The 24396-nt window shown below is 64.3% G+C and carries 19 protein-coding genes, 1 tRNA gene and 1 pseudogene; 9 read left to right on the top strand and 12 right to left on the bottom strand.

Annotation, left to right across the window (positions count from 1 at the left end):
• Positions 1–6: 6 nt before the first annotated feature.
• Positions 7–5206, bottom strand: a pseudogene (locus tag K3F49_RS21140) (alpha-2-macroglobulin family protein).
• A 403-nt stretch (positions 5207–5609) separates the two neighbouring features.
• On the opposite strand from K3F49_RS21140, the gene K3F49_RS21135 reads away from it, so the two are divergent.
• A tRNA-Arg gene (locus tag K3F49_RS21135) sits at positions 5610–5686 on the top strand.
• Between the two features lie 243 nt (positions 5687–5929).
• Here K3F49_RS21135 and K3F49_RS21130 read toward each other — a convergent pair.
• Positions 5930–7117, bottom strand: coding sequence for an acyltransferase family protein (locus K3F49_RS21130; protein ID WP_234682874.1), 1188 nt, complete (start codon positions 7115–7117; stop codon positions 5930–5932).
• Positions 7118–7753: 636 nt separating this feature from the next.
• Between K3F49_RS21130 and K3F49_RS21125 the strand changes: the two genes are divergently transcribed.
• Together K3F49_RS21125 and K3F49_RS21120 are read left to right on the top strand one after the other, a co-directional pair.
• Positions 7754–7945: a hypothetical protein gene (locus K3F49_RS21125; RefSeq protein ID WP_234682873.1), complete on the top strand. Its 192-nt coding sequence runs from the start codon at positions 7754–7756 to the stop codon at positions 7943–7945.
• Between the two features lie 788 nt (positions 7946–8733).
• On the top strand, positions 8734–8895 hold the full coding sequence (locus K3F49_RS21120) for a hypothetical protein (RefSeq protein ID WP_234682872.1): 162 nt from the start codon (positions 8734–8736) through the stop codon (positions 8893–8895).
• A 308-nt stretch (positions 8896–9203) separates the two neighbouring features.
• Here the strand turns inward: K3F49_RS21120 and K3F49_RS21115 are convergent, their stop codons facing one another.
• From K3F49_RS21115 to K3F49_RS21105, 3 genes are all read right to left on the bottom strand, one after another.
• Positions 9204–10019, bottom strand: a complete 816-nt coding sequence (locus tag K3F49_RS21115; protein ID WP_234682871.1) for a hypothetical protein — start codon at positions 10017–10019, stop codon at positions 9204–9206.
• Positions 10020–10202: 183 nt separating this feature from the next.
• Entirely contained in the window at positions 10203–10427 is a 225-nt protein-coding gene (locus K3F49_RS21110) for a hypothetical protein (RefSeq protein WP_234682870.1), read from the bottom strand.
• A gap of 75 nt (positions 10428–10502) precedes the next feature.
• Positions 10503–10739, bottom strand: a complete 237-nt coding sequence (locus tag K3F49_RS21105) for a hypothetical protein (protein WP_234682869.1) — start codon at positions 10737–10739, stop codon at positions 10503–10505.
• 269 nt (positions 10740–11008) lie between these two features.
• Between K3F49_RS21105 and K3F49_RS21100 the strand changes: the two genes are divergently transcribed.
• Positions 11009–11356, top strand: a complete 348-nt coding sequence (locus tag K3F49_RS21100; protein ID WP_234682868.1) for a DUF6481 family protein — start codon at positions 11009–11011, stop codon at positions 11354–11356.
• Between the two features lie 180 nt (positions 11357–11536).
• Here K3F49_RS21100 and K3F49_RS21095 read toward each other — a convergent pair whose 3' ends face one another.
• Positions 11537–11779, bottom strand: a complete 243-nt coding sequence (locus tag K3F49_RS21095) for a pentapeptide MXKDX repeat protein (protein WP_234682867.1) — start codon at positions 11777–11779, stop codon at positions 11537–11539.
• Between the two features lie 329 nt (positions 11780–12108).
• Here K3F49_RS21095 and K3F49_RS21090 point away from each other — a divergent pair, with 329 nt between their 5' ends.
• The 3 genes from K3F49_RS21090 to K3F49_RS21080 are packed head-to-tail and all read left to right on the top strand — an operon-like array spanning position 12109 to position 15037.
• Complete coding sequence (locus K3F49_RS21090; protein WP_234682866.1) at positions 12109–13131, top strand: TRAP transporter substrate-binding protein; 1023 nt, start codon at positions 12109–12111, stop codon at positions 13129–13131.
• A complete protein-coding gene (locus K3F49_RS21085) occupies positions 13128–13682 on the top strand; it encodes a TRAP transporter small permease (RefSeq protein ID WP_234682865.1) in 555 nt (184 codons plus the stop codon). Before K3F49_RS21090 ends, K3F49_RS21085 begins: the two co-directional genes overlap by 4 nt.
• Entirely contained in the window at positions 13679–15037 is a 1359-nt protein-coding gene (locus K3F49_RS21080; protein ID WP_234682864.1) for a TRAP transporter large permease, read from the top strand. Before K3F49_RS21085 ends, K3F49_RS21080 begins: the two co-directional genes overlap by 4 nt.
• 111 nt (positions 15038–15148) lie before the next feature.
• On the opposite strand, the gene K3F49_RS21075 is transcribed toward K3F49_RS21080, so the two are convergent.
• Genes K3F49_RS21075 through K3F49_RS21060 form a run of 4 tightly spaced genes read right to left on the bottom strand, consistent with a single transcriptional unit; the run spans position 15149 to position 20853 of the window.
• Positions 15149–16060 carry a hydroxymethylglutaryl-CoA lyase gene (locus K3F49_RS21075; RefSeq protein ID WP_234682863.1) on the bottom strand — a complete coding sequence of 304 codons (912 nt, stop codon included), beginning with the start codon at positions 16058–16060 and terminating at the stop codon, positions 15149–15151.
• A gap of 1 nt (position 16061) precedes the next feature.
• Entirely contained in the window at positions 16062–18077 is a 2016-nt protein-coding gene (locus K3F49_RS21070) for an acetyl/propionyl/methylcrotonyl-CoA carboxylase subunit alpha (RefSeq protein ID WP_234682862.1), read from the bottom strand.
• Between the two features lie 4 nt (positions 18078–18081).
• Complete coding sequence (locus K3F49_RS21065; protein ID WP_234682861.1) at positions 18082–19686, bottom strand: carboxyl transferase domain-containing protein; 1605 nt, start codon at positions 19684–19686, stop codon at positions 18082–18084.
• A gap of 39 nt (positions 19687–19725) precedes the next feature.
• On the bottom strand, positions 19726–20853 hold the full coding sequence (locus K3F49_RS21060) for an isovaleryl-CoA dehydrogenase (RefSeq protein ID WP_276575409.1): 1128 nt from the start codon (positions 20851–20853) through the stop codon (positions 19726–19728).
• A gap of 160 nt (positions 20854–21013) precedes the next feature.
• Here K3F49_RS21060 and K3F49_RS21055 point away from each other — a divergent pair, with 160 nt between their 5' ends.
• Entirely contained in the window at positions 21014–22042 is a 1029-nt protein-coding gene (locus tag K3F49_RS21055) for an AraC family transcriptional regulator (RefSeq protein WP_234682859.1), read from the top strand.
• Between the two features lie 18 nt (positions 22043–22060).
• Here K3F49_RS21055 and K3F49_RS21050 read toward each other — a convergent pair whose 3' ends face one another.
• Positions 22061–22555 (bottom strand): Lrp/AsnC family transcriptional regulator, encoded by a 495-nt coding sequence (locus K3F49_RS21050; protein WP_234682858.1) that lies wholly within the window; start codon positions 22553–22555, stop codon positions 22061–22063.
• Positions 22556–22651: 96 nt separating this feature from the next.
• Positions 22652–22957, bottom strand: a complete 306-nt coding sequence (locus tag K3F49_RS21045) for an ETC complex I subunit (protein ID WP_234682857.1) — start codon at positions 22955–22957, stop codon at positions 22652–22654.
• 255 nt (positions 22958–23212) lie between these two features.
• Here K3F49_RS21045 and K3F49_RS21040 point away from each other — a divergent pair, with 255 nt between their 5' ends.
• Positions 23213–24391 carry an OpgC domain-containing protein gene (locus tag K3F49_RS21040; RefSeq protein ID WP_234682856.1) on the top strand — a complete coding sequence of 393 codons (1179 nt, stop codon included), beginning with the start codon at positions 23213–23215 and terminating at the stop codon, positions 24389–24391.
• Positions 24392–24396 lie beyond the last annotated feature (5 nt).

Raw genomic sequence — 24396 nt, 5'->3', positions numbered from 1 at the left:
CACGCCTCACTTCGCGGCCCGCACCTCGACATTGCCCGTACCCGTGCGGCCGTAGCGCGAGGGATTATACATGTCCTCGACATAGGCCTGCGGCAGCACGAATTTGCCGGGCGAGACCACGCGCACGATGTACGGTGAAGACCGCCTTGGAATCCGAGGCGCGATCAACGGCCGCCGTGAAGCGATCATCGCGGAACTCGGTGTCCTCCGGCTCCTGGCCGTCCTCGATCCAGTCCAGCGTGCCGCTGTCGCCCGACGACACCAGCTTTGGATTGTCGATCTCAAGGCCCGCCGGCAAGTAATCGGACACCATGATATGGCCGTACTCCGGCTTGGCCTCGGTGATCTTCAACACCACGGCAAAGCGATCGTTCTGCTTGACCTTGCTGATATCGGCGGGCTTGCCATCGAGCGTGAAGTAATTGCGCTCGATCTTGAAGCCGTTGGACGCCGCCGGCTCCGGCGTGACCGGCGAGCCCGACACCGAGATCACCGCCTGCACCGGTGCGTCGCCGGTGTTGGTGATCTTCAGCGGCTTGCCGTTCAGCGTATCCGCCTTGTAGCTGCGGTAGAGCGCGGTCTTGACCGGCTGGCCGTCGACCTCGATCGAGAGGTTTTCCTTGGCCAGCGCCCGCGCCGCCAGCACCAGCCACGCATTCTCCTGCGTCGAGGTATAAGGCGTGAGCCCGCGTGCCGTCTCGACCCGCATCACGGCTTGCGTCAGCGTCGCCTTCGGCGCGCTGCCTTCGCTTGCGAGCGAGACGAGTGCAGCGGCATCGCGCAGCTGCGAACCGTAGTCGGTGCGGCCGAACTCCAGCACCGGCTTTGGCGCGAGGCTGTCGAGGGCGGCGCCATAGACCCGCTCCGCGCGGTTGCGGTCACCGACCAGCGCCAACGCCGCCGCAAGCTGCGACTTCGCAATCGGGGTTGCGAGGTTGTTCAGCTTGGTGTCGGCGAGATAGCGGAGATCGCCGATGGGCGCCGCGCCGTTGCGGGCGAGCACGTAGAGGCCGTAGGCGAGATCGCGGCCGCCATCTTTCTCCGGCTCATTGCCGTTGACGACGGAGTTGCGGATGCGATCCAGCGCATTCTTGAACAGCACATCCGGCACCACAAAACCCTTTTCACGGGCACGGGTGAGGAAGTCCGTAACATAGGCATCGAGCCAGGCGTCGTCGCCGCCCGCCGACCACAGGCCGAACGAGCCATTGGAGCCCTGTCGGGCCAAAAGCCGGTCGATGGCGTCGCGGATGCGCTGGTCGACCTCGGTGTCCATGGCGAGATGTGCCCCGGCCGCGAGGTCGTTGACATAGAGCAACGGCATCGCGCGGCTCGTGATCTGCTCCGAGCAGCCGTAGGGATAGCGGTCGAGCGCTTTGAGGATCGTCGCCGCATCGAGTGCGGTCGACAGGCTTGCTGAGACCGAGACACTGCCGGTGCCCGGCACGAGGTCGGAGAACATGTCCGAGGTCAGCGTCAGGCTCTCGCCCTTCGCCAGCGTCCGGATCGAGCGTCGTGCCAGCACCTGGGTTGCCGCCTTGACGTCGAGCGCATAGTGCCGCGCGAGCGTAAGCCCATTCGGCCCCTTGATGTCGACGTCGAGCGTCGCCTGCCCCGCCGCGGTCGCGTCGATCGCGAGCGCGAACGAATTGCGCTGCTTAGCGGCGAGCTTCACGGTGGTTGCCGGACTGCCGGTCATCTTCACCGGCCCGCCGGTCCTGACGTTGATGACGTAGTCGCCGGCCTGGCCCTCGACATTGTCGATCTCGAGATTGACCGTGCCGTGGTCGCCATTGAGCAGGAAGCGCGGCAGGGTCGTGGTCAGCACCACGGGATCGCGGATCACGACGTCGGTATTGGCGCGACCGAGCTTGGTTGCGGTCCACGCCACGGCCATCACGCGCGCGGTGCCGGCGAATTCCGGAATATCGAAGCTCACCTCCGCACTGCCGTCGGCGCCTACGGTGACGATGCCCGAATAGAGCGCGAGCGGCTTTTGCGCGGGCGGCGAGCCCTGGAGCTCGGCAGCGCCGGCGTCACCGCCGGATTTGATTTGGCCGCGCGTCCCGGACATGCCGTCGATCAGCTGCCCATAGAGATCGCGGATCTCCGCGCTCAGGCGGCGCTGGCCGAGATAATAATCGTCCGGCGCCGGCGGCTTGTAATTGGTGAGGTTGAGAATGCCGACATCGACGGCCGCGATCACGACCTTGGCGTCCTCGCCCGGATTGAGTCCGTCGAGCTTGACCGGGATCTTCAGCATCGCATTTGGCCGGATCAGCGCCGGCGGCGTCAGCTTCACCTGCAGCGTCCGCGCCTGCTTGTCGATGCCGAACCATTTCAGGCCGATGGCGCGTCCCGGCATGCGCTGTGCGGCCGCATCGAGCGGACGGCGCAGCGTCGCCACCACATAGGCGCCGGTGCCCCAATCCTTGCCGACCGGGAGCTTCACCTGTGCGGTGCCTTCCTTGACGTCGATGGTCTGCGTGGTCAGCAAGCGGTCGCCGAGGACGTTGACGGTGAGCTTGCCGGCGGAGCGGACATTGACCGAGACGGTCATGGTGTCGCCGGACGAATATTGCGGCTTGTCGATCGAGGTCTCCAGCAGGTCCGGCGTGTCGGCGCTGCCATCGGAATACCAGCCGACGTCGAACTGCACCGACGTCACGGGGCCGTCGGCATCGTTCGACTTCACGTCGAGCCGGTAGCGGCCCGGCTGTGGCGCAAGCGAAATCCGCGACGGCTTGTCGGCAGCAATGGTGACCTCACCATCGGCGACGCGCGAGGTCGACTTGACCGGCTCATACTCCCAGTAATTGTTCTGGCGATACCATTGGTAGCGCGACTCCATCTTCAGGAGCTCGTAGCGCAGGCCGTCGCGGGGCAAGGTCTTGCCCTCGGGCGAGACGAAGACGATTTCGAACTCGGCCTTGTCGCCCTCCGCGACATTCTTGTCGCCGAAAAGCGGCTTGATGCCGATCAGGGCGGTCGTCGGCGCAACCGGCAGCACGAGCTTGCGCTCGACGGCGCGGCCGCCGGTCTCGACCATGCGGACGAAGATCTGCGCCTCCTGCGGACGGGTCGAGGCCGGCTGCTTCTCCAGCGTCACAGGGAAGGTCGCAGTGCCGTTGGCGTCGGCCTCCGGCAAGTTCTCCAGCGGCGTGCGCTCATTCGAGGTGGTCTGCTCATCATCGACGCCGAACTGGTAGCCGGCAAAGCCCGGGCGTTCGCGCGCGGGCGCGATCAGCATGTCGCCCTCGAGCTGAAGGCCGGATGCGGGCGCGCCATAGAGGAAATGACCGTCCGCCTTAAGCTCCACAGGAGCGTTAGCTTTGATCAGCTTGTCTTTGGCCGACAAGTCGAATTCGATCCGATCGGGAACGTAATCCTCGACCATGAAGGTGGTCTCGCCGACCGAAGAGCCCTTCGGATCGGTGAAGGCGCGCACCCGCCAGGTGCCGGTCGGAACGGCCGAGTTCAGCGGCACGGCGAGCGTGCGGCCGCCCGCGCCCTGGTCAGCCAGCACGGCGCGGCGGAACTCCACGCCGTCAGGGCGCTCGATCACCAGGGTCAGCGGCCCGCCATTGACGGCATTGCCCTGCCCGTCGCGCAGCAGCGCGGTCAGATAGACCGTCTCGCTGGAACGGTAGACGCCACGCTCGGCATAGACGAAGGCGTCGGCACCCACCGGCGCCACGCGCCCCGCGACGCCGCGGTCGGACAGATCAAAGGCCGAGGTCTTGAGGCTGAGGAAAGCATAGTCAGCCTTCTCGCCGGTGACGGTCAGCATTGCCGGCGACAGGCCGCCCTCGCCCCGCGCCAGCCCCGTCTCGAACAGCACATGGCCCGACTCGTCGGTCTTGCGCGTCGCCAAAATCTCGTTGTTGCGCGCGACCAATCGCACCTCGGCTTTGCCGACCGGGTCGGTCGAGGCCAGCGAATTAACGAACACATGGATGCCGTCATTGCCGGAATAGGCGGTGACACCGAGATCGGAGACGATGAACCACTGGGTGGCGAGCTGGTAATCGTCGCCGCTGCCCGGTCCCTTGGCCGCGGCCGTCATCACATAGACGCCGGGTTGGAGCTCGCCCAGCGCCTGGTCGACCGGAAACGCGGTGATGACGTCCTGGTTCAGATTCATCGCCGTCGCGAGTTCGCCTGACCAGACTTTCACGCCGCGTTCGTCGCCGAGATCACTGAGCTGATATTTCGACAGCGTCTTCTGGAAGTCGCTGTCGACCACCGTGTTGATCAGATTGCGGTCGCCGATCCGGAACACGTTGATGTTGACCGCGGGCGTGTTGACGCTGACCACGGGGATACCGCGCTGGCCGGTCTTCGGCAGCACATAGGCGCGGCTGGTGAAGCGCACGAACGGCTTGCGGTCGCGCACATAGATGTTGAACTCGGCCGATTTCGGCAGGCCTTCCCTCACGGTCGACGGCAGGCCGGCGCGCAGATTGATGTTGTAACGCTCGCCGTGCTTCAGCCCGTCGACGCAGAGCTGCTTGCCCTCGGCCGACAGCGCCGGCTTGTCCTGGCCGGCAAGCGCCAGGAACGGCGCGAAGTCAGTGCGCTTGGCGAGCTCCTCCGAGAACTGGAAGCAGGCGCGCGGGCTCGCCGAGTCCGAGTCCACGGTATAGTCGAGCAGCCGGAAGCCGTGCTCGTCGCGCAGCTTCTCGTAATTGCCGCGAACCTCGGCGACCTCACGCATGTCGAGCGACAGCCGCAACGCGTCCAGCGCCGGCCGCCACAGCTTGCGTTCGGAGAGCGACTTGCCGAGCACGGCGAGCGCATCCGCCTCCTCGCCCGGATTGCCGGCGCGCTGGTAGGCGATGTAGGCAGCGGTCGAGGCGCGCTCGAGCAGGAAGGTCTGCTCGTTCGAACTCTTCGGCGTGATCTGGAAGATGACTTTTGCGAGCCGCAGCCAGTTGCCGGCGTCATCAGGCGTGACGGCGGCGATCTGGCCGAGTACCGAGAGCCCGGTGCGATAATCATTGCGCTTGAAGGCGGCATCCGCATCCGTGCGCAAGGTCGCCCCAGTCTTGGCGACCGGCCCGGCCTCGCTCTTGATCTGCGCCTCCAGCTTGATGGCGGAATCAGCGAGATCGTCGCGCTTGAACGCTTTCTCCGCGGCTTGCGCGGCGCAAAGCCCAAACGCCAGCGTTGCGCAGATGGTGACGGCGCGAACCAGACCGATCATGAAGGGACTCCCGGAAATCGCGGACGAACGCCGCGGCGGCGCTAAACTGCGCGGAAAGGGTGACAGACTCAAGGCGATGGAACCATCGGTGCAAAACGTCGCATTCGCCATGGCAAGGCACGCCCAGAGGAGACCGATCGCGCTATCGCCGCGCACGCCGTCCTGGGGCGCAGCAATATCGGAGCAGTCGTCCGGCGGCCGTGTCCCGGAAGCTAGTCAGCGCCCCCGGCGATGTGATCCATCGTCCAGTACGCCGCCGCTCAACCCGGCACCCTGACACTCCGCCGTACCGCTTTGTCGCGTCTCCATGGAAAACGGTTCGGTTCAGGCTTGGCGAAACGCCAGATTTTTCATATTGGCATGATATATGACGGCCAGCCCCCGAACCCGGGCGGCCCAGGACGGTCCCGTAGCTCAACTGGATAGAGCATCAGATTTCTACTCTGAGGGTTGCAGGTTCGATTCCTGCCGGGATCGCCAATAAGAGCATTGTCAAAGCCCTTTAGCCGCGCGAGCGCGACGGCGCCGATGCTGGCCCGAATCAGCATGATGCGGGCGCTTAACACCGGCAATCATGCACCGCAAGCGCGCTGCGGCCTCTCGGCTGATCCGGCAAAGCACGCGCGAGACATATGGGCGCCTGATGCAGCCGAGCGCTCGGGCCGACGAGTCCGCCGAGTATCAGACCGGGCCTCGGCAGCGCCTCCATTCGCTTAGAGCACGCTAGGAACTTGTCGCAAGGACGCCCGTGCCCGATGGGGCTGGAAGGGCCAAGATGCGATTTGCAAGAGCCACGCCCTTCCTACGCAGGGGCGTTTCAACCAGCCGGAAGTTAAGGTCGGCCAATACGCAAAGGGCGACGGGAAAGGCGACGGCGTAGAAATATCGCTTGTCCGGCGCATGAGCGCCGAGCAAATGCGAAATCCGGCTCCACGTCTCCATGAGATACCAGAAAAGTGGGATATGGATCAGGTAGATTGCGTAGGATCGCGCCCCGATCCACGCGAATATGGTCTTCAGGAAGCCCGGCAGAGGAAGAGCATAGCCGCGGTCGTAGGAGGCGAGGAACACAAGTCCTGCTGACACAAGTGCGACCTGACTTTCGATCTGACCACCAATGAAACGGGCAAACCGCTCTTTCGGAATATCGATCAACAGAAAGATAAGAACAGCGCTTACGGCGAATGCAAGAAGGCGGTAGCGCAGGAAGATCACGATCAGCCGCTCTGCCAGCGCATAAAACTTCGACCGCGAGAACAGGTAGATCAGGTACCCCCACATCAGTGCGTCCAGTCGCATCGCCCAGAGGAATTTGGGGTCGCTCTCCCCGTGAAAAGACCGATCGGGAATCGCCTGCAATAAAATCAACAGGCCAAGGACAACCCAGCGCCAGTACGGCCGGACCCACAAAATGAAAAGCGGAAACAGGATGTAGAATTGATCCTCCAGCGCGAGAGACCAGAAGAAGCGGTTTGAGTGCATGAGGTGGAGCCCATAGGCAAAATTTGCGAATAGGCCGAGGACGAACAGCCCGTCCCACAGATTTTGCTCGGGCGTTCCGGGGAATACCCCCGTCGAGTTGTAGGCCCAGCTACCAAAAACGCTAACTGCGAGCCACAACCACGCAGACGGAGCGAGGCGGAACACGCGCCGCACCCAAAAAGCAGGGGCCACTGATCCCCATCTGCCATCTGCAATTGCCTCGTCAAAGGACTGCTCGAAGCCCCGACTGATCACGTAGCCGGATATGCAAAAGAACAAGTCAACGCCGGTCCATTGACCGAGGTCCATCCCCGGGAAAAGCACGGGGGAATGCACAAGAACAACCATGATAACGGCGATGGCGCGGAGGTACTCGATCTCAAGGTTTTTGCCCGGCCTGACAGCGGCCGGTGAATGATTTTTACTCATTTATTGCAACCCCCAAAGCGCAAGGAGTATCACCGCAACTATGTCGCGATCAACCATCGATTGCTTTGGTTTCAACTACGCATTGCTAGATTGCACTAAAGTCTAAGTTTTGGAACCCGCACGCTAATCAGTTTTGCCAAGTGCCATCGAAACAAAAACGCAGCCGGCATCGCTGGCGGCGCTGAGGTCTATTCGATCGAGCAACATGCACAGCGGCGCGAACATCAGTCCGGCACAGACAATGCAACCGGTGCCGACGGGGACGAACCAAAGCAGGTTCGCGCTGTTGCGAGCACCGGGCCGACAAGCACGGCGAGCGCCGCTGACGAGCGCGCAGAGCGCGCCGACGGATCAAGTTGGCCGTAAGCGCGGATCATCGACCATCTCGGATTTAACGATGCCGGATTGATTCGGAAGCTCCCGCCCGCACAAGTGGTGGACCGGCGCACTGCGGCACATCCGACTACCCCGGCGCCCCATCGCAAATCTGTTACCTTTCACGAACGCGTGGGTGCCCTCGCCCCGGTCTTTGAACCGGACGGGCGCGTCCTATCTATGCGCGGCGGGCGACCTGCGCCCGACGAAGGACTGTCGATGCCGCGAGCCGAATTGACGAGAATGGGAATTGCCTGTGCGGTGGCGGTCGTCGCGATATCTTTTCTGGCGCTCGACGCGGTCGTCGACGTCAACTCCAGCGTGATCACAAAGCGGATTGAAATGGCGCAGGCGTCCATTGCGGATGCCGCCATGAGCCAGCATCAGCTCGCCTCCGCCGTTCAGGCCTGGGCACGTCGAGGTCACCAGAAGCAGCCTGCGGCGATCGAATAGTTCGAACTCAGGCGCTGAACGGTCCGGCATTCCGTTTGTTCACGGTCCGACTCCGCTCCGTTCCCAAAGCACGAATCGCGACCGCAAAACGCAGCCCCGCGCATGTCTTAACGACGCGTTTCATCCACTCGAATCAGTCAAGCATTCAGGGACACGAGCGAAGGCCGCAAGCGATACGCATCAATCACTGCATTCGACAGCAGCAGTCTGTGCCGCTCGCCGCCGAGCCGACCTGCCAGACCCGGTCGGCTTTGAAGCGCCCCGTGCTTGTCCCCCCGAGCACGGGGCTTTCTCATGAGCGATACCAAGACACTGATGCCAGGACACTGGTGCCGCGACCCGAAGCGGGCAGACGAAAGTCAGCCCCTTCGCTCGTCATCGCGCCGACCGCGAGCGAGCTGTTGCCAGGCCAGGGCCAGTTCGATGAGTCGTTGCCGGTCGGGACCCTCGGACGCCGCGGCGCGCTTCATCGCCGCCTCGGCTTCATGCTGTGGGTCGTACTTGGTACACATGCGGCCAACTCTAGCCAGCAGACGTGGACAAGTGCGTGGCAATTTCGTCCGTATGATTGCGGTGGACGAAGGTCGCACCGGCGTGTGCGCTTCCGCACGATACTACCGCGACGAATTTGACGTGCGACGTGGCACCGCCGAAGGGATCGATCGTCGTGCTTCAGGCCTCTCTCTCGGCAATCTGTGAATTGAATCACAGCCGAGCTCCGGCGTGTTCGCTAAACTTCGTCTCAAGCGCCGCAAGAACGCGACATAGGAAGGATGGCTGTTCCCCTCATGACACGAAAGGCCGGAGCTGCAGCGCGGGCTGACGCATCATCGCGCAAGACCGACATGTTCGGTCTCTCTCTTCTCGCCGCCATCGTCCTGGTGATGACAGCCTGGATCGCCGGCCTGGTCTGGGCCGCAATGGCATTCCTGACCTGGCTCGTCTCCTGAGCGCAGCGCGATCCCGCGCGCTAGAACTGGCAGTGCACCAGTTGCACCGCCTTGATCCCTCCGCAAACGATCATGGCCCATAGCGCCAGGCTGATCTGGATCGCATCCAGCATGTTCCTATCCCCGCGACTCACGTCTCCGTTTTTTCTTTGCTCAAGGCGCGTTGCGGCAGGGAGCGCCAGAAAAAAGCTGATGTCGTTGTTGTGCGTCTCTGCAGCGTTGCAGGATCACCTCTCCGCACGGGAGCAAGCGCAAATGAGGCGGGCACGGGGCCCGCCTCATTGACGTCGGATGTCGCTGTGAGGAGTTCAGTAGCAGGCGCGCGGATCCGCCTGCACATACTCGCCGCTCGGATAGCGGTAATAGCAATTGCCCTGGGCGAGATAGTAGCCCGGGCGCGAAGCCGCGGTGGCACCGGCAATCGCACCAGTCGCGCCGCCGATCACGGCGCCTGCAGCCGCGCCCGAGGCGTTGCCGGAGATCAGACCGCCAAGCACGCCGCCGACGATGGCCCCGCCGAGCGCGCTTGCGCCGGGATCCGCGGGCGGTGGAGGCGGCGGCGGTTCATAGGCGATCGGCGGCCCCGGCGGCGCATAGGCCACGGGCACGTCGTCGATATAGTCCTCGGAGATGTAGGCCGGCGGGCCGTCCATCCGCTGCGGATAATAATACCAGACGCCACCGACATCCCACCACCAGCCGGGGCGGCCGTTGTGGACCTCGTGGCGCCAGCGTCCGCCATCCCAGGCCAGATTGCCGCGATAGGCGTGTCCGCCCCAGTCGCGCGCCGGCGCGGGGCCACGTGCCATGTAGCGGCCGGGTCCGGGCGGCGGACCACCGGCATTACGCGGTCCGGGACCATGCGGGCCGGGAGCTGCTCCTGGGCCTGGACCCGGAGCCATGCGAGCTTGGCCGCCGGGCTGAGGCCCGGGGTGCACGGCCTGTTGCGGCGGAGGACCCTTGCGCATGTTCTGATTGGGCTGGGGCAGGCCACCTGCGCCCTGCCCCGGCGGATGACCGTCGTGCCTCGGCGGACCTGCGTCCTGCGCCTGCGCGGAGATTGCCAGCAACGCCATGGCGGAAACCATGGGAATGATGATCTTCATGCGGCTGGACGCACTCATGCGTGCTTACCCCTCAACTTTCGCAATTGCCGTGGTCCACGCGCGATAGACGATTCGGGTCGCGCCTGGGTGATGCCGACGGACATAACTGACCTGTCAAACTGACCGGACGGGCCAGCTATGTCCCGTTACAAATGATTAAGATCACGGCGATTTTTCGTCCAGGGTCCCGGCGGGACCGGCCTAGCGGGCCGGCTGGATCACATTGCAATTGCTTCGTCCCGACATCACGCAGTCCTGCATCTTGCTGGCGGCCGTGAGGTCACGGGCAAGCCACAACCCGACTCCGAGGATGACAGCAGCGATGATTAGGCCCGCGATTGCGCCGCGGCGGCTGTCGCCGGATTGAGCCTTTGGGGAGGCGTTGGGCCTCTCAGTGGAGGCAGGCTCGGACTCAGGTTCGGACATGGGGACCTTGTCGCTCGGTGAGGCCCTTTATCACCTCTGCGACGTCGCGTCACATCCCGCTCGGCGCCTCGCCGCTCAGCCCCGGGTTGGCCTCAGCGCCTCCTTGCGCGAGGTATCGACCGCCGGGACCGCCTGCTGCACGCGCGGCGCACAGCTCGTCAGGATGAAGGCGGTCTGGGTGCACTCCCAGGCGGACCCGAGAACGGTGCTCTCGATGGGTTGCGGGCGGGCAGCCAACAACACCGCACACACAACTGCCGCTGCGGCGACCGTGACTGCAAGGGCTTTCAGGCTCAGCCGGAAAAAGATCATGCCCGTGCTCCGTCTCGTATTGGGGCGGACGCTAGGCGCCGCCATTGGGTGTCCTTATGAGGGACATCACAATTCGGCAGTTTTTCCGGGCTACGAAGAGATCGGCTGGTTAAGCGATTTTCGTTGACCTGATCGGCTGCGATTATGGGTGGCTTCACGGCGCGCGGCGATGTACACGCTTCTGCGTCGCGTGGTGCCTGCTTGTGCCCAGCCGACGTACCAACACCTAATGATGTAGGATCGAAAGCGAGGATGACAAGGTTCGTTCGATGAGTGGATTCAGGGAACCAGGCTTCACAGACCGGCAGAAGGCGGCGCAAGAAGCGCGCAAAAATCTTTTGAACAAATTCAAGTCTCAGCCCGGGCCCGATGACCCAGCGGTTGTGGCGAAGCGTGCCGAGCGCGAGGCACTCGCGGCCAAGCGCACCGAGGCGAAGGCCGTGCGCGAGGCTGAAAAAGCCGAGCAGAAGCGGATCGCGGAAGAGGCTGCTGCCGCGGAAGCGGTGCGGCTCGCCCGCGAAGCGGAGGAAGCGATCGCCAAGGCAGCAGAACTCGAGGCCGAGCAGAAGGCCAAGCGAGATGCTCGCTATGCTGCTCGCAAGGCCAAGCGGAAGTAACGTTCAAATCAAATTGAACTGAGGTACGCCTCGGTTCATTGCCATTCCGAAAATGCTCCCACCGGGGCGCGCGGCCGCGCGGCCCCGATGGACGGGCGCAAGCTGCACCCGGCCGTGCGATAGCGACTTCGCCATCACGACCTGGTTTCGGCGAAATGCGACGTGGCGACCGACGGAAGATCAGTTCTTCTTCATCATCCCGTCGTCTTTCTTCATGCCGTCCTTCGACATCGTGTCTTTCTTCATGCCGTCGTCCTTGGACATGGAGTCCTTCTTCATGCCGTCCTTGGACATCGTGTCCTTCTTCATCATGCCGTCGTCCTTGCCCATCTTGTCCTGGGCGAACGCGGCCGGCGACAGCGCGAGGCCAAGCGAGAGAGCGGCAGCCGAGACGCCGAGCACGATGCGGGTGCGAATGGTCATGAGAAATAATCCCTTCGAGATGGTGTTTGTCAGCGACGGACGCCGCTACACAATCTCGACGGATCGCCAGCTGGCGTTGTTACGCTGTTGCCGATAAATTTGTGCGGGCTTGCCGGCATCGGTCCTTCGGAGAAGCCCTCTGCACGCCCTGGAGATTCCCCAGTGTGCAGCGCACCATGATCGACACTTGCCGCGGCATTCGGTCTCGAACTATCAGACTAGAGAATGTTGGCTGAAAGACGGGCTAGGATGGGCCTAAGCCGGTCTCAAAGGCTCGACCCAAATCTCAGCAAACAAGAACCGTCCAGAACCGCTCAAGGGGATACTTCATGTTCACGCGTCGAAACCTGCTCGCGACCGCGGTCGCCGCACCCGCCATTATCCGCTTCGGCATTGGCACCGCGCATGCCGCGACCACGCTGAAGATCTCGCATCAATTCCCCGGCGGCACCATCGACAAGGGCGATTTCCGCGACCGGCTCTGCCGCATGTTCGCCGCCGAAGTCAGCAAGCGCAGCAACGGCGACATCGCAGCCGAGATCTATCCGAACTCCTCGCTGATCAAGACCAACGCGCAGTTCTCCGCGATGCGCAAGGGCGCGCTCGACATCTCGCTGTATCCGATGCCCTATGCCGGCGGCGAATTGCCCGAGACCAATATCGGCCTGATGCCCGGCCTCGTCACCACCTACGACCAGGGCATGCGCTGGAAGAAGGAGCCGGTCGGCAAAGCGCTGACCGACTTCCTCGCCGACAAGGGCATCATTCTCCTGAGCTGGGTATGGCAGGCCGGCGGCGTCGCCAGCCGCTCCAAGCCGATCGTGTCGCCGGAAGATGCCAAGGGCATGAAGGTGCGCGGCGGCTCGCGCGAGATGGACATGGTGCTGCAGACCGCCGGCGCCTCGGTGCTGTCGGTGCCCTCGAACGAAATCTACGCGGCGATGCAGACCGGCGCCTGCGACGCCGGCATCACCTCCTCCACCAGCCTGATCTCGTTCCGGCTCGAAGAGGTCGCGAAGTCGCTGACCTCGGGCGCGGGCGCGTCCTACTGGTTCATGCTCGAGCCGCTGATGATGTCGAAGGCCATCTTCGACAAGATGCCGAAGAACCAGCAGGACATCCTGCTTGCCGTCGGCCAGGAGCTCGAAACCTTCGGCCGCAAGGGCGCGCAGGACGACGACGTCGAGGTCGCCAAGGTCTACGAGAAGGCCGGTGCAAAGGTCTCGGTGCTCGATGCCGCCACGGTCGGCAAGTGGCGCGACATCGCCCGCGACACCGCGTGGAAGGATTACGGCGCCAAGACCGCGACCGCGGCGAACCTGCTCAAGCTCGCGTCCGACGTCGCTGCATGAGCCACGGTCCGCTCGGGGATCGTGAGGACACGGCGAATGCTGCCGCAAGGACCGGCCTTGCAGCAGTGCTCGATCGCGGCCTCGCCATCCTCAACCGCATCATCGTCGTGTTCGCGGCGCTGGCGCTGGTCGCCGCTTGCGCCATCCTGAGCTACAGCGTGCTGAGCCGCGCTTTGTTCAAGGCCGCCAATTACTGGCAGGACGAGGCCGCCGTGTTCCTGCTGGTCGGGGCCACCTTCATGACGGCGGCCTATGTGCAGCAGAACCGCGGCCATATCGGCATCGAGGCCTTCGTCGGCCTGCTCTCGCCGCTGGCGAACAGGATCAGACTCTGGTTCGTCGACGCCGTGACGTTCCTGTTCTGCGTCTTCTTCGCCTGGAAATCCTGGACGTTGGCCCACGAAGCCTATGCCGACGGCCAGGTCTCGAACTCGATGTGGTCGCCGCCGCTCGCCATTCCCTATTCGCTGATGGCGCTCGGCATGAGCCTGTTGTGCATTCAGATCCTCGTGCAGCTGGCGCTGCCGTTCGCGGGAGCCAAGCGTCCATGAGCGTTTTCGGTATCGGTATCGCTTATGGTATCGCAACACTGCTCGTGATGTTTTCGGGCATGCCGATCGCGTTCGCGCTCGGCGCGGTCGCGGTCGTGTTCATGGGCATCTACATGCCATCGGCGTCCCTCGATACGGTGACGCAGAATGTCTACGAGGAGATGGCCTCGATCACGCTGCTGTCGATCCCGCTCTTCATCCTGAAGGGTGCCGCGATCGGCAAATCGCGCGCCGGACAGGATCTCTATTCGGCGCTGCATGCCTGGCTGCATCGCGTGCCCGGTGGCCTCGGCGTCGCCAACGTCTTCGCCTGCGCGCTGTTCGCGGCGATGGCGGGCTCCTCGCCCGCGACCTGCTCGGCGATTGGCTCGGCTGGCATCCCCGAGATGCGCAAGCGCGGCTATTCCGGCGGCTTCGCGGCCGGCATCATCGCGGCCGGCGGCACGCTCGGCATCCTGCTGCCGCCCTCGATCACCATGATCCTGTTCGCGGTCGCCGCGGAGAAGTCGCTGGGACGGCTGTTCCTCGCCGGCATCGGTCCCGGCCTGCTGCTGGTTTCGCTGTTCGGCGGCTACGCGGTGATCCGATTCCGCCAGGAATATGCGGCGGCCGAGGCTGCCTACAAGAACGGCGGCCCGGAAACCGCAATTCTGGCCCGCGACGAATATACGCTGGCCGAACGCTTCAACGTGCTGCCGCGGGTGCTTCCCTTCGTGCTGCTGCTCACTGGCGTGATGGCCGCGCTCTATGGCGGCTATGCCACACCATCGGAGACCGCCGGCCTCGGCGGCCTGCTGGCGCTGGGGCTGATTGCTGCGATCTACGGCGTGTGGCGGCCGAGCGACCTTGGCCCGATCATGAAATCGACGATCCGGGAATCGACCATGCTGATGATGATCATCGGCATGTCGCTGCTCTATTCCTATGTGATGAGCTATCTGCACATCTCGCAATCGGCGGCCGAATCCGTCGTCGCGATGCATCTGCCGCGCTGGGGGCTGCTGTTCGCGATCCTCGTCATGGTGGTCGTGCTCGGCTTCTTCCTGCCGCCGGTCTCGATCATTTTGATGACCGCGCCGATCATCCTGCCGCCGCTTCGCGCCGCAAATTTCGACATCATCTGGTTCGGCGTGGTCATGACCATCGTGATGGAGATGGGTCTGATCCATCCCCCCGTAGGCCTCAACATCTTCGTCATCCGCAACGTCGCGCCGGACATTTCGCTGAGCGAAGTCATCTGGGGCACGCTGCCCTTCGTGCTGCTGATGATGGGCGCCGTGCTGCTGCTGTGTTTGGTGCCGGAGATCTCGACCTGGTTGCCGGATCTGGTGATGGGGCCGGACGGGAGCAGGTAGAGCTGCATGCACCGCTGCCGTAGGGCGGGCAAAGGCGCATAGCGCCGTGCCCACCATCTCACAACGATCGCAGAAGTGGTGGGTACGCTGCGCTTGCCCACCCTACGGCACCTACGAATTCGTCCGCTTCTTCTTCGCGTTCAGCGCGGAGGCAACGCGGCTCACGGGCGGCTTGCCCAGCACGCTGCTCATCTCATTCGTGGCCGCCAGCAGCTTGTCCATATCTATGCCCGTCTTCACGCCCATGCCTTCGAGCATGTAGACGACATCCTCGGTCGCGACATTTCCCGTTGCACCCGGCGCATAAGGACAACCGCCGAGGCCGCCGGCGGCGGCGTCGATGACGCGGACGCCCTCCTCCAGGCCGGCATAGAGATTGGCCAGCGCCTGGCCATAGGTGTCGTGGAAATGCATCGCGAGCTTTGACGCGGGAATGTTGGCGACCACCGCGCGCAGCATCTGCTTGGCTTTGGTCGGCGTGCCGACGCCGATGGTGTCGCCGAGCGAGATCTCGTAGCAGCCGAGATCCCACAGCGTGCTGGCAAGATCGGCAACCGCCTTCGGCTTGATTTCGCCGTCAAAGGGACAGCCGAGCACACAGGAGATATAGCCGCGCACCCTCACACCATCGGTCTTGGCGCGCGCCAGCACCGGCTTGAACCGCGCAATGGACTCCGCGACCGTGCAGTTGATGTTGGCGCGCGAAAAGCCTTCGGAGGCTGCCGCGAACACGGAGACCACCTTTGCGCCGGCTGCGCGCGCCGCGTCATAGCCCTTCTCGTTCGGCACCAGCACGTGGAATTCGGCGCCGGTGCCGTGGGCAACGCCGCGCAGCACGGCATCCGAACTCGCCATCTGCGGGATCGCCTTGGGCGAGACGAAGGCGCCGACCTCGACTGTATCGAGCCCGGCGGCAACCAGCGCCTCGATGAAGGCGATGCGGGCCTCGACGCTGACGGGTGTCTTCTCGTTCTGGAGGCCGTCGCGCGGCCCCATTTCGATGATCCGGACGGGGTCGCTCATGTCACTCCCCGGAAGCCTCGACCACGGCGAGCTCGACGCCCTCCTGGACGATATCGCCGACCTTGCATTTGATGGACGTCAGGACGCCGGCATAGGGCGCGCGCAGCGTCTGCTCCATCTTCATCACTTCAAGGGTGAGGATCGGCGCGCCCTTTTCGAGCTTGGCACCCTCCTCGGCCAGTACGGCGACGACCGTACCCGGCAAGGGGGCCGCGATCTTGTCCGCGCCGGCCTGCTCCTCGGTCTCGCCGCCGAACGGATCGACCCAGTGCAGGTCGAAACGGCCATTGCGCGTGCGCAGGTAAAGCTCATGGCCGTCGATCACGGCCGCGACGGACGATTTGACGCCGTCGAGCGTCAGGTCGAAACCACCATCCTTCGGCGCAATCGCGAACGCCAGCTCACGTTCGCCGATCACCAGCGTCGACGGTCCGCTGCCGTAATTCAGCGTGATCTTCTGCTCGGAACCATGGCCGACGCGGAAGGCAAAGCTGCGCTGGCGGCGTCCGACCGGCTGCCAGCCAAAGGTCTGCCAAGGAGAATTCAAAGGAGAATTTGCGCTTCCTTGCGCGGCCTGCCGCTCGTCATTGACGATCGCGGCGACTGCGGCACACAGCTCGAGCTCGGCGGGCGCCGACGCTCCCGAGGTCAGAGCAGCCAGCTCGCGCTCGATGAACCCTGTGTCGATCGCGTTTGCCCGCACCTTCGGATGCGTGATCAGCGCTGACAGGAACGGGATGTTGGTGACGATGCCACGGACGTCGGAGGCCTCCAGTCCGCGGTTGAGCCGATCGATCGCAACATCGCGCGTCGGCGCCCACGCGATCATTTTTGCCAGCATCGCGTCGTAATATGGCGAGACACTATCGCCCTCGCGATAGCCGGCGTCGATGCGCAAGCCGCCAGTCTCGGCCGGAAGCCGCCAGGTCGAGATACTGCCGACCGAGGGCATGAAATTCTTGGTCGGATTCTCGGCATAGACACGGGCTTCGATAGCGTGACCGTTGAGCTTGATCTCGTCCTGCTTCAGCGGCAGCGCCTCGCCGAAGGCGACGCGCAATTGCCACTCGACGAGGTCGATCCCGGTAATCAGCTCGGTCACGGGATGCTCGACCTGGAGACGGGTGTTCATCTCGATGAAGAACACGTCCTTGCCGTCGGAGACGAATTCGATGGTACCGGCACCGACATAATTCACTGCGCCCGCCGCCTTTCGCGCGGCGGCGCAGACGGTCTCGCGCTGGGCGGCATTGAGCGTCGGCGACGGCGCCTCCTCGATCACCTTCTGGTGCCGTCGCTGCAAGGTGCATTCGCGCTCGAACAGCGACAGCAGGTTGCCGTGGCTGTCGCCAATGATCTGCACCTCGATATGCCGGGGATTGTCGACATATTTTTCGATCAGCATGCGGTCGTCGCCAAATGCCGCCTTGGCCTCGCGCTTGGCGCTGACGATCGCGGGCGCAAGCTCGGCTGCCGAGCGCACGATGCGCATGCCGCGGCCGCCGCCGCCGGCCGAGGCCTTCACCAGGATGGGGAAGCCGATCTTGTCCGCGGCCTTCGACAGCGTCGCATCGTCCTGGGCCTCGCCGTGATATCCGGGCACCAGCGGCACGCCGGCCTTCTCCATCAGTGCTTTCGAGCCGGATTTCGAGCCCATCGCGGTCATCATCCCGGCGGTCGGGCCGACGAAGACGAGGCCCGCATCGAGGCAGGCGTGCGCGAACTCGGCATTTTCCGACAGGAAGCCGTAGCCGGGATGGACGGCCTCGGCGCCGGTCTTGCGGGCGGCCTCGATCAGCCGCTCGACATTGAGATAGCTGTCGCGGGCGCGCGCGGGTCCGAGCAGCACGGCTTCGTCGGCGAGCGCGACATGCATCGCGTCGCGGTCGGCCTCGGAATAGACCGCGACGGTACGCAGACCCATCGCGCGCGCGGTGCGGATGACGCGGCATGCGATCTCGCCGCGGTTGGCGATCAGGAGCGTGCGAAAACGGCGGTAGAGTTTTGAGCGGTCCATCGCATCACATCCTGAACAGGCCGAATTTCGTCGGTTCGATCGGCGCATTCGACGCCGCCGCGAGGCCGAGGCCGAGCACCAGCCGCGTGTCCGCGGGGTCGATCACGCCATCGTCCCAGAGACGCGCGGTCGCGTAGTACGGATGGCCCTGGCTCTCGTATTGGTCGCGGATTGGCTTGCGGAATGTGTCTTCCTCCTCCTTCGACCAGCTATCGCCCTTGGCCTCGATATTGTCGCGCCGGACCTGGCTCAGCACCATCGAGGCCTGCTCGCCACCCATCACCGAGATGCGTGCGTTCGGCCACATCCAGAGGAAGCGCGGTGAGTAGGCGCGACCGCACATGCCGTAATTGCCGGCGCCGTAGGAGCCGCCGATCACCACGGTGAATTTCGGCACCGACGCGGTCGCAACCGCGGTCACCAGCTTGGCGCCGTCGCGCGCGATGCCGCCGGCCTCGTATTTCTTGCCGACCATGAAGCCGGTGATGTTCTGCAAAAACACCAGCGGAATGCCGCGCTGGCAGCACAGCTCGATGAAATGCGCCCCCTTCAGCGAACTCTCGCTGAACAGAATGCCGTTGTTGGCGATGATCCCGACCGGATAGCCCCAGATATGGGCGAAGCCGCAGACGAGCGTCGTGCCGTAAAGTTTCTTGAACTCGTCGAACTCCGAGCCGTCGACGACACGCGCGATGATGTCGCGCACGTCGAACGGCTTGCGGCCGTCGACCGGCACCACGCCGTAGATCTCCTCCGCCGCAAACAGCGGATCGCGCGGCGGATGCATGTTCAGGTTCGGCCGTGCCGACGGCTTCAGCGTGCCGACGATGCGCCGGGCGATGCCGATCGCATGGGCATCGTTCTGGGCGTAGTGATCGGTCACTCCCGACTGCCGCGAATGCACGTCGGCGCCGCCAAGCTCCTCGGCACTCACGACCTCGCCGGTCGCGGCTTTCACCAACGGCGGGCCCCCGAGGAAGATGGTGCCTTGATTGCGCACGATGATGCTCTCGTCCGACATCGCCGGCACATAGGCGCCGCCGGCGGTGCAGGAGCCCATCACGATCGCGATCTGCGGGATGCCTGCCGAGGACATCTGCGCCTGGTTGTAGAAAATGCGGCCGAAATGACGTTCGTCGGGAAAGATCTCATCCTGCAGCGGCAGGAAGGCGCCGCCGGAATCGACCATGTAGACGCAGGGAAGATTGTTCTGCCGCGCGATGTCTTGCGCCCGCAGATGCTTCTTCACGGTCACCGGGTAATAGGTGCCGCCCTTGATGGTGGCATCGTTGGCGACGATCACGCATTCGCGGCCCGAGATGCGCCCGACGCCGGTGACAATGCTCGCCGAATGGACGTCGCCGCCATAAAGGCCATGGGCCGCGAGCGGCGACAGCTCCAGGAACGACGTGCCGGGGTCGATCAGCAGATCGACGCGCTCACGCGCCAGCATCTTGCCGCGCGAGGTGTGGCGATTGCGCGAGGCCTCGCCGCCGCCACCGGCAACCTGGCTGAGCTTTTCGCGCAAATCGGCGACGAGCGCGCGCATGGCATCGGAGTTGCGCGCAAAATCGGACGAAGACGGATCGATGCTGGAATGAAGCGGCATGTGGTCCCGCGTTTCTGGTGACGTGGTTGCGTGGTGGGTTTAAGCGGTTTCCGCCATCAGCTCGCGGCCGATCAGCATGCGGCGGACTTCGGACGTGCCCGCGCCGATCTCGTAGAGCTTGGCGTCGCGCCAGAGCCGGCCGACCGGAAACTCGGATGTGTAGCCGACGCCGCCCAGTGCCTGGATCGCCTCGCCCGCCATCCACGTCGCCTTTTCGGCGGAATAGAGGATCGCGGCCGCGGCGTCCTTGCGCAGCGTGCGCGCGTGGTTGGCGCGGTCGCAGGCCTTTCCCACGGCGTACACATAGGCGCGCGTGGCCTGCCACGTCGAATACATGTCGGCGAGTTTGCCCTGCATCAGCTGGAAGTCGCCGATCGGCTGGCCGAACTGTTTTCGTTCATGCATGTAGGGCACCACCGCGTCCATGCAGGCCGCCATGATGCCGAGCGGGCCGCCGGAGAGCACCGCGCGCTCATAATCGAGGCCCGACATCAGCACCTTGACGCCCTCGCCCACGCCGGCGAGCACGTTCTCCTCCGGCACCTCGCAGTCGTCGAAGAACAGCGGATAGGTGTTGGAGCCGCGCATGCCGAGCTTGTCCAGATGCTGGCCGTGGGTGAAACCCTTGAAGCCTTTCTCGATCAGGAAGGCGGTCATGCCGCGCGGGCCGGCCTCGGGATCGGTCTTGGCGTAGACCACCAGCACATCGGCATCGCCGCCATTGGTGATCCACATCTTGGAGCCATTGAGCACATAGCGGTCGCCGCGCTTGTCGGCGCGCAGCTTCATCGAGACGACGTCGGAACCGGCGCCCGGCTCGGACATCGCGAGCGCGCCGACGAACTCACCGGAGATCAGCTTCGGCAGATAGCGGTTGCGCTGCGCGTCGTTACCATTGCGGCGGATCTGGTTGACGCACAGGTTGGAGTGCGCGCCGTAGGAAAGCCCGACCGCCGCCGAGCCGCGCGAAATCTCCTCCATGGCGACGACATGGGCGAGATAGCCCATGTTGGAGCCGCCATACTGCTCCGGCGCGGTCATGCCGAGCAGGCCGAGGTCGCCAAAACGCTTCCAGAGATCGGCCGGGAACAGGTTTGCTTTCTCGACCTCCGCGGCGCGCGGCGCCACCTCTGCTTCCACAAAGGCGCGCACGGTGTCGCGCAACATGCTGATGTCTTCGCCCAGATCGAAATCGATGCTCGGGATGTTCAAGGCGATTCCTCCAGATTTCTTATCGGCCCCGAACCTACCCCCGCCCGGGCGCCGTGGCGGTCGAAAAGGTTGCATTTTCCGCCAAGTTTGGCGAGGATTTTCCAAAGGACTTTCGATGCCCTTTCAGGCCGCAACCGCCACGCCCCGCCGCGCCATGACGCCCGCCGCCTTCGTCCGCGGCGTGGTCGCGGCCTATGCCCGCTATGGGCGGGATCCGGCCGAGGCCTTGAGCAAGGGGCAGGTCCTGCCCGACCTCGTTGGATCGACCGACGGGCGGGTCACGGCGGCGCAGTTCGAGGCGCTGGCGGGCCACGCCATGCGCGAGCTCGACGACGAGGCGCTCGGCTGGTTTTCGCGGAAGCTGCCTTGGGGCACTTACGGCATGCTGTGCCGTGCCTCGATCACCGCGCCCACCCTCGAGGTCGCGCTGAAGCGCTGGTGCCGGCATCATCGCCTGCTGACGGAAGACGTGCTGTTCGAGCTTGCGGTCAGCGGCGAGACCGCGACCATTTCCATTCGCGAGCAGCGCGATCTCGGACCCCTGCGCGAGTTCTGTCTCGTCACCCTGCTCCGCTATGTGCTCGGCTTCTCCTGCTGGGCGGTGGATTCCGCGATCGCACTGCGCGCAGCGGAGTTTCCCTATGCCGAGCCCGGACACGTCTCGGTCTATCCGACCATCTTCTGCAAGCACGTACGCTTCGACGCAGGCGATGCCCGCATCGTCTTCGACAAGCATTATCTCTCGCTGCCGCTCACCCGCAGCGCCGCCGATCTCGACAGCATGCTCAAGGGCGCGCTGCGGCTGACCGTGCTGCCCTATCGCCGCGACCGTTTGCTGGTCGAGCGTGTCAGGCGCGTGCTGCGCGAGGCGCGCGGACGCATTCTCGGCGCGGAGGATGTCGCAAGCGAACTCGCGCTCTCCACCCGCACCATGCATCGCCGCCTGCGCGAGGAAGCCACCTCGCTGCGTGACCTCAAGGAGGAAGCGAAGCTCGAGCTCGCCAAGCAGGAGCTGATGCGCGGCCGCACCCCGATCAAGCGGATCGCGGAGATCGCCGGCTTTCGCAACGAGAAGAGCTTTTCGCGCGCTTTCCGCACCTGGACCGGTGCCAGCCCGCGCGAGTTTCGCGGCAAGTATCGTTGAGGCGCAGACGCGCGGCTCCTATCCTGCCGGCGCCGCGACCGCGATCTCCTGCACCGGCAGCGGCACGTCTTTCGCCACACCCAGGACTGGAAAGCTGCGCACGTTCTTCACGTTGGGCATGGCGGCAAAATGCAGGAGCTGCTGGCGCATGCTCTCGACGCTCGGCGCGACGCATTTCAGGAGATAGTCGGTGTCGCCCGAAATGCGCCAGCACTGCTGGATGCGCGGGATCGCGGCGATCGATCCCTCGAACGCCTCCAACACTGGCTGGGCCTGGCTGCCGAGTTGGATCGAGACGAACGACACCACCTCATAGCCCAGCAATCGCTCGTCGATGACGGCACGCACCGCGCGTATCACGCCGCGGCTGAACAGCGATTTGAGCCGCCGCAGGCAATTCGGCGCGGACACGCCGACGCGAAGCGCCAGCTCGTTGTTGCGGACGCGCCCGTCCTGCTGCAGTTCGGATAGGATCTTCAGATCGACGCCGTCGAGCTGGTCACGCCCCGCCATCCCCCACCTCGTCCTGGTCCCGTCATGCGGACCAGCGAAGCACGCGGCGGAATGGGTGCCAAGGGCTCCCCGCAGGGTCGGCCGAACCGGAGCGCCTCAGTGCGTCCAGGGCTCGCCGCGGCGGAAGGAGAAATTGTCCGCATAGGCGACCTGGCGGTGCAGCGATTCCTTCGGCTCGATCACCTGGTAGGCGATGCCCTTGCGCTCGCAATAGGCAACCGCCTCGTCCTTGGTGTCGAAGCGCAGCGTGATCTGCTGCTTCATGTCGCCCGACGAGGTCCAGCCCATCAACGGCTCGACCGCGCGCGGCTGCTCCGGCTCGTAGTCGAGCTGCCATTCCTTGGTCTTGGACCGGCCGGATTGCATCGCGTTCTTGGCGGGCTTGAAAATGCGTGCGGTCATTGGCGGTCCGGCCTCTTGGTCTTTTCGTTCGATTTTAATGCGTCACGGTAGCGATTGGTGGAAACCGCGGGCATAGTATAGAGACACCTTTCGGGAACTGATCGGTGATTCCGGGCCCCCGGGTCTCTCACCGAGGGGTATAGTCATTATGCTGCACTGTGACAATTGCGTACCCGCATTCCGCCCGGGAATCCCGCCCGGCGGCCTCGCCTCGCCGACATCAGCGTATCCGTCCTCTTCGAGAGCTCCCGTCGCATGGCCTTCCTGAACATCAACGCCACGCTCCCCGAGAAGGGCCGTGACCTCAGGCTCGACCTGTTTCGCGGCATCGCCAACTGGGCGATCTTCCTCGATCACATCCCCGACAACGTCGTGAACTGGATCACGACGCGCAACTACGGCTTTTCAGACGCGGCCGACCTGTTCGTCTTCATCTCCGGTTATACGGCCTCGTTCGTCTATGCCCGCATGATGCTGGAGCGCGGCTTCATCGTCGGCGCCACCCGCCTCACCAAGCGGGTCTGGCAGCTCTATGTCGCCCACATCATCCTGTTCGTGATCTACATCGCCTCGATCAGCTATCTGGCGCTGCGCTTCGGCGATTCCGAGATGATCAACGAGTTCAACGTCGCAGGCCTCGTCGACAACGCCACCGAGACGCTGCGACAGGGCCTGTTCCTGCGCTTCAAGCCGCTCAATCTCGACGTGCTGCCGCTCTACATCGTGCTGATGGGCCTGTTTCCGCCGGTGCTGTGGTTCATGCTGCGCAAGCCCGATCTGACGATGGCGCTGTCGATCATCCTGTGGCTGACCGCGCGTCACTTCAGCCTGAACCTGAACGCCTACCCGGCCGGCCAGTGGTACTTCAACCCCTATTGCTGGCAGGTGCTGTTCGTGTTCGGCGCCTGGTGCGCGATGGGCGGCGCGCGCCGCTCGATGACGCTGATCAATTCGCCGATCACGCTGTGGCTCTGCCTCGGCTATCTCCTCTTCGCGCTGGTCATGACCATGGCCGGCCGTTTCCCCACCCTCGGCGGCATGTTCCCGGAATGGCTGTTCTCGGCGTTCAACCCGAACGACAAGACCAACCTCGCGCCCTACCGCTTCCTCCACTTCGTCGTGATCGTGATCATGGTGATCCGCTTCGTGCCGAAGGACTGGCCGGGCCTGGAATGGAAGATCTTCGATCCGGTGATCGTCTGCGGCCAGCAATCGCTCGCCGTGTTCTGCGTCGGCGTGTTCCTATCCTTCGTCGGCCATTTCGAGCTGTCGATGAGCTCGGGCTCGCTGTTCGCGCAGCTGTTCGTCTCCATCGCGGGCATCGCGATCATGACGACGGTCGCCTATTACATCTCGTGGTCGAAGCGGCAGGACAAGCCGCTGAAGCCGCCGCCGGCGAAGCCCGCGGCTGCTCCCGCGTCCAAAGCCGCTTAGGAGAG

Origin of the sequence: Bradyrhizobium monzae (assembly GCF_021458635.1) — a bacterium.
In the GTDB taxonomy this organism is placed as follows: domain Bacteria; phylum Pseudomonadota; class Alphaproteobacteria; order Rhizobiales; family Xanthobacteraceae; genus Bradyrhizobium.
The sequence above is the reverse complement of the archived record's forward strand: the minus strand, read 5'-3'. Positions and strand labels throughout refer to the sequence as shown.

Bases quoted from the DNA above. Each gene is read 5' to 3' on its own strand.
- K3F49_RS21050 (WP_234682858.1), bottom strand. From the start codon at position 22,555: ATGGCGGGGCGTGACCAGCTCGACGGCGTCGATCTGAAGATCCTATCC.
- K3F49_RS21065 (WP_234682861.1), bottom strand. From the start codon at position 19,686: ATGCCGCTTCATTCCAGCATCGATCCGTCTTCGTCCGATTTTGCGCGC.
- K3F49_RS21115 (WP_234682871.1), bottom strand. From the start codon at position 10,019: ATGAGTGCGTCCAGCCGCATGAAGATCATCATTCCCATGGTTTCCGCC.
- K3F49_RS21055 (WP_234682859.1), top strand. From the start codon at position 21,014: ATGCCCTTTCAGGCCGCAACCGCCACGCCCCGCCGCGCCATGACGCCC.
- K3F49_RS21130 (WP_234682874.1), bottom strand. From the start codon at position 7,117: ATGAGTAAAAATCATTCACCGGCCGCTGTCAGGCCGGGCAAAAACCTT.
- K3F49_RS21040 (WP_234682856.1), top strand. From the start codon at position 23,213: ATGGCCTTCCTGAACATCAACGCCACGCTCCCCGAGAAGGGCCGTGAC.
- K3F49_RS21085 (WP_234682865.1), top strand. From the start codon at position 13,128: ATGAGCCACGGTCCGCTCGGGGATCGTGAGGACACGGCGAATGCTGCC.
- K3F49_RS21070 (WP_234682862.1), bottom strand. From the start codon at position 18,077: ATGGACCGCTCAAAACTCTACCGCCGTTTTCGCACGCTCCTGATCGCC.
- K3F49_RS21105 (WP_234682869.1), bottom strand. From the start codon at position 10,739: ATGATCTTTTTCCGGCTGAGCCTGAAAGCCCTTGCAGTCACGGTCGCC.
- K3F49_RS21045 (WP_234682857.1), bottom strand. From the start codon at position 22,957: ATGACCGCACGCATTTTCAAGCCCGCCAAGAACGCGATGCAATCCGGC.
- K3F49_RS21075 (WP_234682863.1), bottom strand. From the start codon at position 16,060: ATGAGCGACCCCGTCCGGATCATCGAAATGGGGCCGCGCGACGGCCTC.
- K3F49_RS21095 (WP_234682867.1), bottom strand. From the start codon at position 11,779: ATGACCATTCGCACCCGCATCGTGCTCGGCGTCTCGGCTGCCGCTCTC.
- K3F49_RS21090 (WP_234682866.1), top strand. From the start codon at position 12,109: ATGTTCACGCGTCGAAACCTGCTCGCGACCGCGGTCGCCGCACCCGCC.
- K3F49_RS21110 (WP_234682870.1), bottom strand. From the start codon at position 10,427: ATGTCCGAACCTGAGTCCGAGCCTGCCTCCACTGAGAGGCCCAACGCC.
- K3F49_RS21100 (WP_234682868.1), top strand. From the start codon at position 11,009: ATGAGTGGATTCAGGGAACCAGGCTTCACAGACCGGCAGAAGGCGGCG.
- K3F49_RS21080 (WP_234682864.1), top strand. From the start codon at position 13,679: ATGAGCGTTTTCGGTATCGGTATCGCTTATGGTATCGCAACACTGCTC.
- K3F49_RS21060 (WP_276575409.1), bottom strand. From the start codon at position 20,853: ATGTTGCGCGACACCGTGCGCGCCTTTGTGGAAGCAGAGGTGGCGCCG.
- K3F49_RS21120 (WP_234682872.1), top strand. From the start codon at position 8,734: ATGACACGAAAGGCCGGAGCTGCAGCGCGGGCTGACGCATCATCGCGC.